This window comes from Dorea sp. BIOML-A1 (genome assembly GCF_009875615.1).
In the GTDB taxonomy this organism is placed as follows: Bacteria; Bacillota; Clostridia; order Lachnospirales; family Lachnospiraceae; genus Dorea_A; species Dorea_A amylophila.
On sequence record NZ_WWSA01000010.1, the window covers coordinates 23,387 to 37,294 of the forward strand.

The 13,908-nt window shown below is 38.7% G+C and carries 16 protein-coding genes and 1 pseudogene; all 17 read left to right on the forward strand.

Going from position 1 to position 13,908, the window contains the following annotated elements; translation table 11 throughout:
• Nucleotides 1-179 precede the first annotated feature (179 nt).
• The 17 genes and pseudogenes from GT508_RS05815 to GT508_RS05880 all read left to right on the forward strand — a co-directional run bounded on the left by GT508_RS05815 (nucleotide 180) and on the right by GT508_RS05880 (nucleotide 13,904).
• The gene (locus tag GT508_RS05815; protein ID WP_028086730.1) at nucleotides 180-563 is read left to right on the forward strand and encodes a GntR family transcriptional regulator; all 384 of its coding nucleotides are present in this window, start codon (nucleotides 180-182) and stop codon (nucleotides 561-563) included.
• The gene (locus GT508_RS05820) at nucleotides 557-1,405 is read left to right on the forward strand and encodes an ABC transporter ATP-binding protein (RefSeq protein WP_161143760.1); all 849 of its coding nucleotides are present in this window, start codon (nucleotides 557-559) and stop codon (nucleotides 1,403-1,405) included. Before GT508_RS05815 ends, GT508_RS05820 begins: the two co-directional genes overlap by 7 nt.
• The gene (locus tag GT508_RS05825) at nucleotides 1,405-2,076 is read left to right on the forward strand and encodes an ABC-2 transporter permease (protein ID WP_055282737.1); all 672 of its coding nucleotides are present in this window, start codon (nucleotides 1,405-1,407) and stop codon (nucleotides 2,074-2,076) included. Before GT508_RS05820 ends, GT508_RS05825 begins: the two co-directional genes overlap by 1 nt.
• Before the next feature lie 350 nt (nucleotides 2,077-2,426).
• Nucleotides 2,427-3,794: an MATE family efflux transporter gene (locus GT508_RS05830; RefSeq protein ID WP_161143761.1), complete on the forward strand. Its 1,368-nt coding sequence runs from the start codon at nucleotides 2,427-2,429 to the stop codon at nucleotides 3,792-3,794.
• Between the two features lie 13 nt (nucleotides 3,795-3,807).
• Nucleotides 3,808-4,401, forward strand: coding sequence for a cytidylate kinase-like family protein (locus GT508_RS05835; RefSeq protein WP_138375812.1), 594 nt, complete (start codon nucleotides 3,808-3,810; stop codon nucleotides 4,399-4,401).
• On the forward strand, nucleotides 4,364-4,564 hold the full coding sequence (locus GT508_RS14410; RefSeq protein ID WP_117598541.1) for a hypothetical protein: 201 nt from the start codon (nucleotides 4,364-4,366) through the stop codon (nucleotides 4,562-4,564). The genes GT508_RS05835 and GT508_RS14410 overlap by 38 nt, the downstream gene beginning before the upstream one ends.
• Before the next feature lie 377 nt (nucleotides 4,565-4,941).
• Nucleotides 4,942-6,426, forward strand: a complete 1,485-nt coding sequence (locus GT508_RS05840) for a glycoside hydrolase family 32 protein (protein ID WP_161143762.1) — start codon at nucleotides 4,942-4,944, stop codon at nucleotides 6,424-6,426.
• A 105-nt stretch (nucleotides 6,427-6,531) separates the two neighbouring features.
• A complete protein-coding gene (locus GT508_RS05845) occupies nucleotides 6,532-8,352 on the forward strand; it encodes an amylosucrase (protein WP_161143784.1) in 1,821 nt (606 codons plus the stop codon).
• Nucleotides 8,353-8,413: 61 nt separating this feature from the next.
• A pseudogene (locus GT508_RS15040) lies at nucleotides 8,414-8,710 on the forward strand (TnpV protein); the annotation flags it as partial.
• 57 nt (nucleotides 8,711-8,767) lie between these two features.
• On the forward strand, nucleotides 8,768-8,932 hold the full coding sequence (locus GT508_RS15045) for a DUF6040 family protein (RefSeq protein ID WP_334296712.1): 165 nt from the start codon (nucleotides 8,768-8,770) through the stop codon (nucleotides 8,930-8,932).
• 263 nt (nucleotides 8,933-9,195) lie between these two features.
• Nucleotides 9,196-10,098, forward strand: coding sequence for a ketopantoate reductase family protein (locus tag GT508_RS05855; RefSeq protein WP_161143764.1), 903 nt, complete (start codon nucleotides 9,196-9,198; stop codon nucleotides 10,096-10,098).
• The gene (locus tag GT508_RS05860; RefSeq protein ID WP_161143765.1) at nucleotides 10,085-10,864 is read left to right on the forward strand and encodes a hypothetical protein; all 780 of its coding nucleotides are present in this window, start codon (nucleotides 10,085-10,087) and stop codon (nucleotides 10,862-10,864) included. Before GT508_RS05855 ends, GT508_RS05860 begins: the two co-directional genes overlap by 14 nt.
• Nucleotides 10,864-11,670 carry a class I SAM-dependent methyltransferase gene (locus tag GT508_RS05865; RefSeq protein WP_161143766.1) on the forward strand — a complete coding sequence of 269 codons (807 nt, stop codon included), beginning with the start codon at nucleotides 10,864-10,866 and terminating at the stop codon, nucleotides 11,668-11,670. The genes GT508_RS05860 and GT508_RS05865 overlap by 1 nt, the downstream gene beginning before the upstream one ends.
• Before the next feature lie 13 nt (nucleotides 11,671-11,683).
• Nucleotides 11,684-12,619 (forward strand): acyl-CoA thioester hydrolase/BAAT C-terminal domain-containing protein, encoded by a 936-nt coding sequence (locus tag GT508_RS05870; protein ID WP_161143767.1) that lies wholly within the window; start codon nucleotides 11,684-11,686, stop codon nucleotides 12,617-12,619.
• Between the two features lie 25 nt (nucleotides 12,620-12,644).
• A complete protein-coding gene (locus GT508_RS05875; RefSeq protein WP_243144075.1) occupies nucleotides 12,645-13,166 on the forward strand; it encodes a hypothetical protein in 522 nt (173 codons plus the stop codon).
• Nucleotides 13,156-13,398, forward strand: coding sequence for a hypothetical protein (locus GT508_RS14610; RefSeq protein WP_243144076.1), 243 nt, complete (start codon nucleotides 13,156-13,158; stop codon nucleotides 13,396-13,398). The genes GT508_RS05875 and GT508_RS14610 overlap by 11 nt, the downstream gene beginning before the upstream one ends.
• Nucleotides 13,399-13,415: 17 nt before the next feature.
• Entirely contained in the window at nucleotides 13,416-13,904 is a 489-nt protein-coding gene (locus GT508_RS05880; protein ID WP_161143768.1) for a hypothetical protein, read from the forward strand.
• Nucleotides 13,905-13,908 lie beyond the last annotated feature (4 nt).

The window sequence follows — 13,908 nt, forward strand, 5'->3', positions numbered from 1 at the left end:
TGTCATGCATCTGGGAAGGGGATAAAATATTATACAGGCATGACCTTTTCCCAATTAGCCGGTACATATTCTGGAAATGTAAACCCCTCGTATTTTGCAACAGAAAAAAAGATAAACAGTATATAACAGTTGACAACAGTGCTATGCTGTTATATACTGTTTACAACAGGAGGAAACATATGAAGATTATAATCAATAATTCGTCGATGGTACCAATCTATGAACAAATTATGGAGCAGATCAAAGCACAGATTATCTCCGGAGAATTAAAAGAAAATGATATATTGCCGTCCGTGAGAACGATGGCAAAGGAACTGAAGATCAGTGCACTTACTGTGAAGAAAGCATATGACAATCTGGAAGCGGAAGGCATGACAGTCACGGTTCATGGGAAGGGAACTTATGTTGCGGCATCCAATACACAGCTGATGGAAGAAGAACGCAGAAAAGAAGTTGAGACAGATCTGGAAGCAGCGATCCAGAAGGGAAGGCGCTGCGGAATGAAAGAGGAAGAGATTCGTTCATTATTTGAACTCATCATGGAGGATGAATACTTATGTTAGAAATCAAAGGGGTTAAGAAAAGCTACGGCGAATTTCAGTTAGACTGTTCATTAAATGTAGAAAAAGGAAGAATTACTGGTCTGGTCGGAGAGAACGGAGCCGGTAAGAGTACCTTATTCAAAGCAATGCTCGGACTTATTTCTTATGATGGCGGCGAGATAAAGATCATGGGAAAAACACCGGAACAGTTAGGTGAAAAAGAGAAAGAAGAGTTGGGAGTTGTTCTGGCAGAAGCCGGATTCAGCGGTTATTTGAAAGGGAAAGATGTTGAGGCAGTTCTGGCAAGATTGTATCCAAGATTTGAAGCAGAAAAATTCCATCTGATGTGTGACAGATATCAGATTCCGTTGAATAAATTTATAAAAGAGTATTCAACAGGTACGAAAGCAAAATTGAATCTGATCATTGCATTGACACACCAGGCAGAATTTCTAATGATGGATGAGCCGACAGCAGGACTTGATGTCGGAGCAAGGGAAGCGATGCTGGACATTTTAAGAGAATATATGGAAGAAGAGCCGGAGAGAAGCATCCTGATCAGTTCACATATTTCTTCGGATCTGGAGCATTTGTGTGATGACATCTATGTGATTCATAAAGGAAAGATTGTACTTCATGAAGAGATGGATACGATTCTTGAAAAATATGCGGTGTTGAAAGTCAGTGAGGCGCAATATCAGGCAGTGGATAAAAGTTACATTTTGAAAGAGAAAAAAGAGAACTTTGGAATTTCCTGCCTGACGAACGAGAAGCAGTATTATATAGAAAATTATCCGGAGATCGTAGTGGAGAGCGGCTCACTTGATCAGGTGATTCTTATGTTGACAGGAGGCGAGAGATAATGAAAGGAATCAGAGGACTGCTGGAAAAGGATTTTCGGTTGTTTTTCCGGCAAGGCAGCAATCTTTTTCTGATGTTGGCGTTTATGGCATTATTCTTTATACTAACGGGAAAAACAGGAGCTACCTTCATTGCAATGTATATTCCATCCGTTATGGCAGTATATTCAGGGAATACGATCAGTTATGATGAAAATGAACATGGCTACACGTATTTATTTTCTTTACCTGTAAACAAAAAAATATATGTCAGAGAAAAATACATGTTTTCCTTTATTATGACAGTGTTTGGATGGGGGATTGGAGTAATCTGTGCAGGAATTGCTGTATTCATAAAGCCGGGAGAAGTTTTTGATTTGGAAATGTTGGCAATGGAGCTGATCACAATTTTTGTGTTTCAGGCGATTGCGGGGATTGTGATTGCAATTCGGTTAAGGTTTGTAGGAGAGAAAGGACGATTTGCACTGCCAATTGCAGTTTTAATTGTTTTTGCAAGTTGTTATATAATTGGATCTTTTGTGAGGGCTAACTCGGGATTAAAAGAAAGTATTTCGTATATGATAGGAGAAACAGGCGATTTTGGAATCGCGATTGCACTGATTGTATTAAGTCTGATTGTATGGTTTGCTTCGTATAAGTACAGTATGAGAGTTATGAAAAAGAAAGAGTTTTAACAATTATAAGGATTCAGACACAAAGCATTCTGATATTCCCGGAGGGTTCGCACAATTATGATTTAAACAGATTGATAAAACCACTCTATGACGGCCCGGTGAATCTGGCATTAAAGACCGGAAAAAAGATTATTCCGGTTGTCCTGGTGTTTGACTTTTTGAAAAAGAGGTAATATAATTACAAGAAACGAGTAGCAAGTAAGCGTAAATCCAGTTTACCGGCTACTCGTTTTTTATTTTGCAAAAAGTAAATATCGCCAAGAAAAAGTGTGTAGCGTGTCAGCGTAAGTCCAGCTTATATGACAGGGTACGCACTTTTTTTGTGTCAAAAAGAAAGGAGTTTAAACGAAATGGCGGAAAGCAACAAGATGAAGGAGATGCCGGTGAATAAGTTGATGGTCCAGATGGGAATCCCGATGATCTTATCCATGGCATTGCAGGCAGTCTATAACATAGTAGACAGTGCGTTTGTGGGAAATATGAGAGTAGGCAGTGAAGCAGCACTAAATGCTTTGACACTGGTATTTCCGGTTCAGATGCTTATGGTGGCAGTGGGGATCGGAACCGGTGTAGGAACCAATGCACTTCTTGCAAGGACACTTGGACAGGGGAACAGTAAAAAAGCTGCAAAGGTAGCAGGAAACAGCCTGTTTCTTGGCATGATCATTTATGTGGTCTGCTTATTGTTTGGTATCTTTGGGGTGAAAGCATATATTTCATCGCAGACAGTAGATGCAGAAGTATTGGAGATGGGAGTCAGCTATCTGAGGATATGCTGCGTGATTTCATTTGGTATTATTTTCTTTTCTTTATTTGAAAAGTTATTGCAGGCAACAGGACGTTCTCTTTATTCCACGATTGGACAGGTGGTTGGCGCAGTTGTAAATATCATTCTTGATCCGATCATGATCTATGGTATTGGTCCCTGCCCGGAAATGGGAGTGAAAGGAGCGGCTTATGCAACTGTAATTGGTCAGGTAGCATCCGCGGCATTACTGCTCATTTTTCATATCAAATTAAATAAGGAATTCGAGCATGGGGCGAAATACATGAAGCCGGATGTTGGTGTTATAAAAGAAATCTATACAATCGGACTTCCGGCAATCATTGCACAGGCACTGATGTCCATTATGGTTTATGTAATGAATCTGATTCTGAAATTCAATCCGTCAGCACAGACAGCTTATGGATTATTTTATAAAGTTCAGCAGTTTGTACTGTTTCTTGCTTTCGGTCTGCGAGATGCGATCACTCCGATCATTGCATTTGCTTATGGAATGAGAAGCAAAAAGAGAATTCAGGATGGAATCAAATATGGTCTGCTCTATACGGTTATATTAATGATTCTGGGAATTGTAATTACAGAGATTTTTCCAGGGGGATTTGCAACGCTGTTTAATGCAGGGGCGTCCAGAGAATATTTTATCGGAGCAATGAGGATAATCTCAGTAAGCTTCTTGTTTGCCGGAATCAATATTGCTTATCAGGGCATTTATCAGGCATTGAATGGTGGCGTGGAATCACTGGTTATTTCGCTTCTGAGACAGTTTATTATTATTCTGCCGCTGGCTGGAATTTTTTCCGTGTTTGTCAGAAATGGTGAGATGACAGTTTCGCTGATCTGGTGGGCATTTCCAATTACTGAAATTATTTCATGCTTTGTAGGATATGTGTTTTTGAAGAGAATCAGTAAAAATAAAGTTGATGTTTTGAATTAAGGGGGAATCAGAGATGGAAAAAAGAATCATTACAATCAGCAGAGAATTTGGAAGTGGCGGACGTTTTATCGGAGAAGAAACAGCGAAGAAACTTGGGATTACTTATTATGATAAAAATATCATTAATGAGATTGCAGAGAAGTCTGGTTTATCTCCTGAATATGTCCGGGAAAGTGCAGAATTATCTCCGAAGAAAGGATTATTTGCATATGCATTTGCCGGACGTGATATCACAGGAAAATCCATAGAAGACATGGTGTATGAGGCGCAGAGAAAGGTTATTTTAGAACTGGCTGATAGGGAATCTTGTGTAATTATCGGAAGAAATGCAGATTATATCCTGAAGGATCGGGATGATGTATTGAACGTATTTATCCATGGGGATATGCCGGAAAAAACACAGCGTATTATGGACTTATATAATGTAGGAGAAAAGGAAGCTGTCAAAATGATGGCAGATACGGATAAAAGGCGTATGACGAATTATAATTTTTATACCGATCAGAAATGGGGAAAGGCAAGTAATTATACGTTGTGTCTGAACAGCTCGCAGCTTGGATATAACAGATGTGAGAAGATTATTATGGAGTGTAGTTGTAATCCTTGATGAGGCAACTGCTTACACAGATCCGGAAAACGAGGCGATCCTGCAGAATTCTATCGTAAAACTGGGAGCAGGGAACACGCTTTTTCTGTTCATCCATCTGCCGGACCAGAAGATCCATGGCAGTTTTGGCAATCGGAGAATCGGGATGATTGAAGTATCTTGATATGGTAGTTTTTGAAAAATGTGTGTATTCGGCAATATCTGCAAAAGTTACCTGTAATATCTTTTGGTATAACAATTCTCATGAAAAAACGCAATGCTAAAATAACCGATTACGTAACTGGTTAATTTAATACACAAAAGTGTTGACAGAAAGAGATGGATATAGTATTATCGAACTATAAAGTAACCGGTTACGTAACCGGTTATACGCGAAGGGTTAATAGAGGAATGGAGGAAGAAGTGCATGAAACTTATCTACAGGATATGAACAGCAAATATGTTTATCCAATTATCTTTCAATTAAACAGAAATACTTTGATCAATATCAGAAGTCAGTGAGCGAAGAAAAATAACGATACGAACAACAGGAGAATTTGCATGAGTGAGATGTTAGAAAAGGCTAGAAAATATGAAGAAGAACAAGGAAAGCAGATAAAAGCAGAAGACAGACCGGCTTTTCATGTGAGTCCATATGTCGGATGGATGAATGATCCGAATGGATTTTCGTATTATCAGGGTGAATACCATTTATTTTATCAGTATTATCCATATGATACACACTGGGACAGTATGCATTGGGGGCATGTGGTAAGTAAAGACTTATTACATTGGAAATATCTTCCAGCAGCTCTTGCACCAGATGAAGAATACGATAAGGGTGGATGTTTTTCGGGAAGTGCAATAGAGTTGGATGACGGTAGACAATTGCTTATGTATACAGCTGTAGATCATGAAACATTAGAAGATGGAAGTAAAAGAGATATACAGACACAGGCGGTAGCTGTCGGAGACGGAAGAGATTATGTGAAATATGAGAAGAATCCGGTTTTAACAGAAAAGGATCTTCCGGAAGGTGCAAGTAAAGTAGATTTCCGTGATCCAAAAATCTGGAAAGGAAAAGATGGAAACTTCTATTGTGTGATCGGAAGCAGACCGGCAGATGGAAGCGGACAGATTCTTCTTTACAGAAGTGAGAATGGATTTGACTGGGAATTTGTCAGCATCCTTGCAGAAAATAAGAAACGTTTTGGAAAAATGTGGGAATGTCCGGATTTCTTTGAACTGGATGGAAAACACGTTCTCCTGACAAGTCCGCAGGATATGTTGCCGGAAGGCTTGGAATATCATAACGGAAACGGCACTTTATGTATCATAGGAGAAATGGACAAGGATACATATACCTTAAAAGAGCAGTTTACGCAGTCTGTGGATTATGGAATTGATTTTTATGCAATGCAGACGGTGAAAGCATCGGACGGCCGCAGAATTATGATTGGCTGGATGCAGAACTGGGACACACTGGCTCATCGTGATAATGATTCGAAGTGGTTTGCACAAATGAGTCTGCCGAGAGAATTATCTGTGAAAAACGGAAGACTTTATCAAACGCCGATTAAAGAACTTGATGCAATGCGTAAAAACAGAGTTGAGTACAATAATGTAGTAATAAATAATGATGCGATCTCATTAGATAAAATCGAAGGACGAACGATAGATATGGAACTTGTGATACGTCCGGAAGATAAAGAAAATGGCTATAAGAAATTCGCATTACGTTTTGCACAGAATGAGAGGTTTCATACAGAATTGTGCTTCCGCCCGGATGAGTCTGTCCTGAAAATTGACAGAAAATTTTCAGGAAGCGAACGAGCATTGGTTCATCAGAGAAGATGTCTGGTAAATGGAGATGCCGATGAATTAAAGCTTCGTGTGGTTTTGGATAGATTTAGCGTAGAAATATTTATCAATGATGGCGAGCAGGTTATGTCGGCTGTCATATTTACAGAACAAGAGGCAAAAGGAATTTCATTCTTTGCTGAAGGCGCAGCTAAAATAGATATAGTGAAATATGATTTGGTTTAGGAAATGCATGATAAAACTTGCATAGAGTTTGAAGACGCATGGATAATGATAGGGGGGATTCCTAAAACGGGAATCTCCTTTGCAGTATAGGAGCATAGAGTATTGATGATAGAGGAAAGAAGAAAAAAATATGAGAAGGAACTGCATGAAAAATATCTGCAGTTATATCACAATGAACAATGTTATGAAGAACTAATGCAGATGCTGGAAGAAGCTTATCAGAACAGACCAGCGGAACTTAGGCGATTAGATGACAGAAGAGAGAAAGAACCAAACTGGTATCGTAACAGAACCATGCTTGGAATGACGATGTATCCGAAGTTGTTTGCGGGTGGATTAAAAGGTGTGATAGAACACTTGGATTATCTGTCAGAGCAGAAGATTACCTATCTTCATTTAATGCCGCTTTTAAAGATGCCTCATCCATATAATGACGGTGGGTATGCGGTGGAAGATTTCAAGCAGGTCGACCCGGAAATAGGAACAAACGAAGAGTTAAAAAGACTGACAAAAGAGCTGAGAAAGCGTGGCATCAGCTTATGTCTGGATGTAGTTATGAATCATACGGCAGATACACATGAGTGGGCGATACGAGCCAAGAGAGGCGAACAGGAATATATGGATCGCTATCAGTGCTATGAGACGCGAGAAATTCCGGATCAATTTGAAAAGACAATGCCGCAGGTGTTTCCGGAAACTGCTCCAGGAAATTTCACATGGTGTGAAGAGATGCACAGACATGTACTGACAACATTCTATCCTTATCAATGGGATTTGAATTATCATAATCCGAAAGTATTTAATGAAATGATTGGGAATATCCTGTATCTGGCAAATATGGGAGTCGAAGTGTTTCGTATTGATGCAGTTCCTTATATCTGGAAAGAGTTAGGAACGAATTGCAGAAATCTTCCACAAGTGCACCTCATTGTCCGTATGCTGCGAATGATTCTTGAGATGATCTGTCCGGCTGTGATACTAAAAGGCGAGGTTGTTATGGAACCAAAAGAACTTCCGGTCTATTTTGGAACAGAGAGTGAACCGGAATGTCATATGTTATACGGAGTTTCCAGCATGGTAAATCTGTGGGCAGCACTGGCTACGAGGGACACAAGGATGTTGAAACACCAGATGGATGTGATCCACAGCCTTCCGAAGAATTGCTATTTTGTCAATTACCTTCGCTGTCATGATGATATTGGCTGGGGGCTGGATGAAGAACAGGAGAAAAAGCTGGAAATAGATCCGATTCAGCACAAGGAATATTTATATCATTTCTTCGAGGGAACATATCCGTACAGCTTTGCTCGTGGAGAGCTGTATAATTACGATCCGGTGACCAAAGATGCCAGAAGCTGTGGAACAACGGCAAGTCTGTGTGGAATCGAAAAAGGTGGATTTGAAGGAGATCTTGAGCAGGTGAAACAGGGAATCCAGAGAGTGCTCATGATGCATGCAGCATGTATGAGTATGGAAGGATTTATAATGCTTTCATCCGGGGACGAGATTGGTCAGGTAAATGATTATGATTATAAGAAAAACCCGGATATTGCTGCGGATAGCAGGTATCTGCACCGCAGTTTGTTCCGGTGGGACAATGCAGACAAGAGAAAAGAAGCAGGTACTGTACAGTATGAAATTTGGCATGGCCTGAAGCAGATGGAAGAAATGAGGCGTCAGGAGGATTGTTTTGGTGAGACTGCCAGTATTTCTACCTGGGACACAGGAAATTATGCGGTTTTTGCAATCAGAAGAACAGTAGGAAATGAAGAATTAATCTGTCTGGCTAATTTTTCAGAATATGGGCAGAATGCATGGCTGAACTGTCTGGAAGGTGAATATGAGGATTTATTTACAGGAGAAAAACTGGAAATGAATTCGGTATGGATGAATCCTTATCAGTACAGATGGTGCGTGAAAAAATAGGAATCTTATGAAAAAAGCAGTGTCAGATTTGTCGTAAATGTCGTAAATTTGTGGTCAAAAAATGATGAGAAATGGATATCTGATCCTGAATCTCACCTATAAATCCGGTGAGCAGATGGAGCAACTTGGCAGGTATGGTTTTCTTCGCAGAGATTATCTGAAAAATCATCGAAATTCAACCTATCAGGTGATGCTTTTGCAGGATACCATTGGAAAGCATCTTCTGGAAGTGGACAAGGCAGCCAGAGAACGGGAAGAGGTAATTCTGAAACAGTTGGAAGAAAAAGAACCACTGCCGGACAAAGAAGCAGAGAAAAAGATGGAACAGGCAGAAGCAAAAGCCCGTAATGAAAAGAAACGTGCAGAGATGGAAATCCGTAAAACGAAAAAAGAAGTAAAGGCCAGAATCGAAAAAATGAGGGATAAAATTTCTCAGATGTTTTTACTTGGAAGTCTTTCGGGGATTGCAGTGCTAGGAGATGTAATCAGAGAATATCTGCTTGTGAATTTAATTGTGTTATTTGTGTTTGTCAATATGGGAATCATACTGATTAGAATGTATCTTCGGAAGAGTATGTAAATTATTATTTCAATGACCAGATGAGGGTATAAATTGCATTCCAAGTGCAGTGAATATAATGCGCATGAACATGAAATTTTAAATATTATGAAGACAAAATTTGGTTGATTAACCAGGTAAAAGTGATATACTGAATGCATAAGAAAAGAAACCGTGTGGAATTACAGTTTTGTTTTCACACGGTTTTTTAGAAAATGAGAGTTAGATATTACTAACATAGGCACTGGCAGTTTTTTTGAAAATGAAAAAGAGGACGGATTTCTATGAGAATATTGATTTATGGTGCAGGTGTGATTGGATCCTTGTATGCGGTCTTATTTGCAGAAACTGGTTATGATACGAGTATTTATGCCAGAGGTAAAAGACTTGAGTTTTTAAAGAAAAATGGACTGCTTTATAAAAAAAAACAGAACATAAGGCGGGCAGAAGCTACGATTCTTGGAGAATTGTCAGATAATGATGCTTACGATTTTATTTTGCTAACTGTCAGGGAAAATCAGCTATATGAAGCACTTGCTGAATTAAAAAATAATAAAAGCAATATAATTGTTACAATGGTAAATTCATTGGACAGTTATAAAAAATGGGAAGATATTGTTGGAAAAGGGAGAATATTGCCTGCTTTTCCAGGAGCGGGCGGAAGTATAAATAATGATGGTATCCTTGATGCAGCACTCACTCCAAGAATGATTCAGCCGACAACATTTGCAGAAATATCAGGAAATAAATCCGAAAAGACAAAGCAGTTTTCAAAGATATTAAGGCATGCTCATATACCATATCAGAAAGTAGTGGATATGCATATGTGGCAATTATGTCATCTTGCCATGGTGGTGCCGATTGCAGATGCATATTACGAAGCAGATTGCCCGGAAAGAGCGGGAAAAGACTGGAAGATTATGAAGAAAACAGCAAAAAAATTGAAAAGAAATTTTAGCTTTTTGCGAAAACAGGCAGGTAGGTTGTCACCTTGTAAAATGAATATTTTTCGTTTTTTACCACTGCCAATTATGACGATTATGCTTGCTGTTACATTCGAAAGTAGCTTTGGAGATAAATTTATGTATCAACATGCCAGGAAGGCACCAGATGAAATGAGGGAGCTGCATAAGCAATTTTATGCTTATATGAAAAAACTAAAGGAGGCCAGATATGAAATTTTATGAAAGTGGAGACAGTAGTAAACCAGTGATATTTTTATTTCCTGGTACCTGTTGCTTGTATAGCAGCTTTGATCATATACTGGATAGATTACATTCTTATTTTTACACGGTAACAGTTTCTTATGATGGATTTGATCCAAATGAGAAAACAGAATTTTATTCAATGGAAGATGAATGCGAAAAGATTGAGCAGGAAATCAAGAAAAAGTATGATGGAAGAATTAAAGCAGCGTATGGGTGTTCCCTTGGAGGAAGTTTTGTATCCCTTTTGATTCAGCGAAAAAGAATTCATATAGATCATGGTATTATTGGGAGCAGTGATATGGACGAAGCAGGTCGTCTTGTGGCAAAAATCAAGTCATCCATGGTAGTCCCTTTCATGTATAAAATGATACATACAGGTGCTCTTCCGAAATTTATGCAGAAAAAACTGAATAAGACAGATGAGGTTAAAAAAGAATTATATAATGGATTTTTGAATATGTTTGGAATCGGTAAAGGAGGAAATCCGTGGATTACAAAACAGAGTATTTATAATCAGTTCTATTCGGATTTGGTTACGAAAGTCCAGCATGGAATTGATGTGCCGGGAACTACGATACACGTGTTTTACGCAACAAAGATGGGCAGAAAATATGAAAAGAGATATTGTACTTATTTTAAAAATCCGGATATTCGGAGACACAACATGCAGCATGAAGAACTGTTTTGCTGTCATAGTGCAGAGTGGGTGGAAGAAGTAAGAAAGGCAGTGGAAGGCGATAGATAATGAAAGAAAAAGTGAATGTGACAGGTGTTCCGGAAACGATGGTACAGACCTTGTATGCAAGAGCAAAAGAAACAAAAAAACAAAATGCAAAGATTAAGGATGAGATTGCAGTAGAACTTGTGGAAAAGCTGGACTATGACTTTTCTATAGCAGATAAAGATAACGCTATGAACTATGGTGTGATTGCAAGAACAATTGTATTAGACCGGATGGTTGAGCAATATTTGAAGAAGCATGAAAATACAGTTGTTGTAAATATTGCATGCGGACTGGATACCAGATGTTATCGGATGAAGGGAAAATATCTGCGCTGGTACAATGTGGATCTGCCTGAGACTATGAAGATAAGGCGGCAGTTTCTTCCAGAAACAGGTCCGATATATCAGATTGCAAAGTCTGCAATGGATGATTCCTATGTAGATGATATAGATTACCACTGTGAGAATGTTCTGGTAATAATCGAAGGGCTTACAATGTATTTGTGTGAAAAAGATATCAGAAAGATGTTTTTTATTATTGAAAAATCATTTCAGGAAGTAACCGTAATGGTCGAAACCATGTCACCTTTTGTTGTAAACCATGTGAAAGAAAAATCCATAGAGGGAAGCAATGCAAAATTCACATGGGGAGTTAAGAACGGAACAGAACTGCAAAGAATTGTGCCGGGATTTTCTGTTCAACAGGAAGTCAGTCTGGTTGAAGGAATGAAAAAGCTTATGCCGATTTATCGTGTGATAGGAAAGATTCAAATCGTTCGGAATATCTCAAACAAAATAATAGTTTTGGAGAAACGTGGCCGATATTAAGGAGATGATACAAATGGAGAAAAGACATTTTGATGTGGAAACAGATGGATTTTATGGTGCATATTGGAAATGTAAAACCGACTCAGACTGTGCAATGATTGCAATGATCGGAGATGATTCGGAAGATTATCTGGCACGAACATCCGTAAAATGGTTACATAAACTTGGTGTGAATGTGATGACAATGTCTCCGGCAAAAAAGGATTATGGACATCATAATTATCCGCTGGAACGTATAGAAAAAGCAATCAGTTGGTTAAAAACACATGGTAATCGGAAGATAGGAATTGTCGGGGCATCTACTACAGGAACACTTGCTTTAACTGCCGCTTCTTATTTTGAAGATCTTACATTGACAATAGGTCTGACACCGAGTGATTTTATCTGGCAGGGGTTTATGCAGGGGAAAAAAGATGGTTGTAAGGAATGGCCGATTGAGGGAGAATCACTTTTCTCTTATAAAGGTGAACCGCTTCCGTATATGCCGTTTTGTTATAAACATCCGGACTATTGGCACGTGATTGAGAAAGAAACAAAACGGACCGGTGATATGATTAATTCGAGAAAATTGTTTGATGACTCAGAAACAGCTCATCCAATTACAGAAGAAGAAATGATCAAGATTGAAAAAATTCATGGAACATTATTGCTGATTGGCGCAGAAGATGATGTGTTGTGGGATACTGCAAAATATATACGCCGTATGGAGCTGCGTATGAAAGAGCGTCCCCACACATGCAGGTTGGAGTCTGTTATTTACGAGCATGCGACCCATTTCGTTTTTCCGGAGAGTATGTTAGAGATGATGCTGCCAATTGGTTCTGGAATCTTTATGAAACTGGCATTTCAGGCGACAAGAAAGTATCCGAAAGAATGCCAGAGAGCACGGCTGGATATTGACCAGCGGGTGAGAAATGCTGTTGCTGAATGGAAGAGTACAGAAAGATAGATTAAAATAGATAGAAGGTATAAGTATGGTATTTAAAACAATAGGAAATAAATCAAATCCAGTCATCTTGTTTTTCCATGCAATGGGAGTAATTGGGGAAAGTAGTATGCTGGTTGCAGAGAAAATGAAAGAAAAATATTACTGTATTATGCCAACATCAACCGTGTATTGCTCTGGGCAGAGATATCAAAGTAAAAGAGATGAAATACAGCAAATTGTACGATTTCTGGAAAATCATGGAATCAAAGAGATAGAACTTGCAGTTGCATCTTCGATTGGTGCAGATCTTGCCATGGTATTCCTGACAGAGACAAAAATAACGGTAAAGCATGTTTTTTTTGATGGCGGACAGTTTGCCCAGATTGGAAAAGCAACTCGCAGAATCATGGTCCCGTTCTTATATATAGCAATGAAAAGTTTATATTGGTCAAAAGGAAAGACACTAAAGAGAATCATGTGGTGTGACGATGACAAAATTAAACCCTATTTTATAGAGGCAGGGAAGAACTTGACATATGGGAATCTGAGAAGACAGCTTGGAAGATAAACCATTTCCAGAACTGTCAGAAGAATTGCAGAAACATACATTTTGGGAATTTGGAAGTATAGAAGAACATTTTAAATATAGAAATGCAGTGATGCAGACCTATATACACGGTAACTTTCCCGTTTTTGAGGGATTTAACCATATGCAGTATCAAATCCAAAATCCGGAAGGATTTGCCAGAATGCTCAAAAAAATTATTGAGATAGATAGATTACCTGAATTGCTATTTTGAAAGAAGGTATCAGAAAAATGTTATTATTGTTGCAAAATGTATTGTATTGTCTGCTGTATGCATCACTGATAAAATGTGCAGTGAGGAACGACGGGCGTAACTGTTTATATTTTTATCCAAAAGAATATATAGAAGAAGCACAGAAACGTGGAATTGCTGATAAAGAAACTGTGATGAAAAGGTCAAAGTGGTTTATGATACCATTTTGTATTATTATATTTGTGGCTCTGATTTTGATTATTTCTGTTTGGAATCATGTTATGGATTTTAAAACAGCATATCTTCAAGCCTGCCTTTTTCTTGTGGTCATGAACTGGTTTGATGGTATTGTGATTGACAGATTATGGGTGGGACACAGCAGAATCTGGCATATAGATGGTATGGAAGGAATTCCGTATGTAAAGCCTTGGAAGACTGTGTTGGTAAAACGAGGAGCGGCTACTGTACTGTATTTGGTGGTTGCATTTGTAGTAGCAGGGATTGTGGAATTACTTGGTAAAATATGATAAA

Bases quoted from the DNA above. Each gene is read 5' to 3' on its own strand.
- GT508_RS05825 (WP_055282737.1), top strand. From the start codon at position 1,405: ATGAAAGGAATCAGAGGACTGCTGGAAAAGGATTTTCGGTTGTTTTTC.
- GT508_RS15045 (WP_334296712.1), top strand. From the start codon at position 8,768: ATGAGGGATAAAATTTCTCAGATGTTTTTACTTGGAAGTCTTTCGGGG.
- GT508_RS05845 (WP_161143784.1), top strand. From the start codon at position 6,532: ATGATAGAGGAAAGAAGAAAAAAATATGAGAAGGAACTGCATGAAAAA.
- GT508_RS05865 (WP_161143766.1), top strand. From the start codon at position 10,864: ATGAAAGAAAAAGTGAATGTGACAGGTGTTCCGGAAACGATGGTACAG.
- GT508_RS05880 (WP_161143768.1), top strand. From the start codon at position 13,416: ATGTTATTATTGTTGCAAAATGTATTGTATTGTCTGCTGTATGCATCA.
- GT508_RS05840 (WP_161143762.1), top strand. From the start codon at position 4,942: ATGAGTGAGATGTTAGAAAAGGCTAGAAAATATGAAGAAGAACAAGGA.
- GT508_RS05870 (WP_161143767.1), top strand. From the start codon at position 11,684: ATGGAGAAAAGACATTTTGATGTGGAAACAGATGGATTTTATGGTGCA.
- GT508_RS05835 (WP_138375812.1), top strand. From the start codon at position 3,808: ATGGAAAAAAGAATCATTACAATCAGCAGAGAATTTGGAAGTGGCGGA.
- GT508_RS05875 (WP_243144075.1), top strand. From the start codon at position 12,645: ATGGTATTTAAAACAATAGGAAATAAATCAAATCCAGTCATCTTGTTT.
- GT508_RS05815 (WP_028086730.1), top strand. From the start codon at position 180: ATGAAGATTATAATCAATAATTCGTCGATGGTACCAATCTATGAACAA.
- GT508_RS05830 (WP_161143761.1), top strand. From the start codon at position 2,427: ATGGCGGAAAGCAACAAGATGAAGGAGATGCCGGTGAATAAGTTGATG.
- GT508_RS05855 (WP_161143764.1), top strand. From the start codon at position 9,196: ATGAGAATATTGATTTATGGTGCAGGTGTGATTGGATCCTTGTATGCG.
- GT508_RS05860 (WP_161143765.1), top strand. From the start codon at position 10,085: ATGAAATTTTATGAAAGTGGAGACAGTAGTAAACCAGTGATATTTTTA.
- GT508_RS05820 (WP_161143760.1), top strand. From the start codon at position 557: ATGTTAGAAATCAAAGGGGTTAAGAAAAGCTACGGCGAATTTCAGTTA.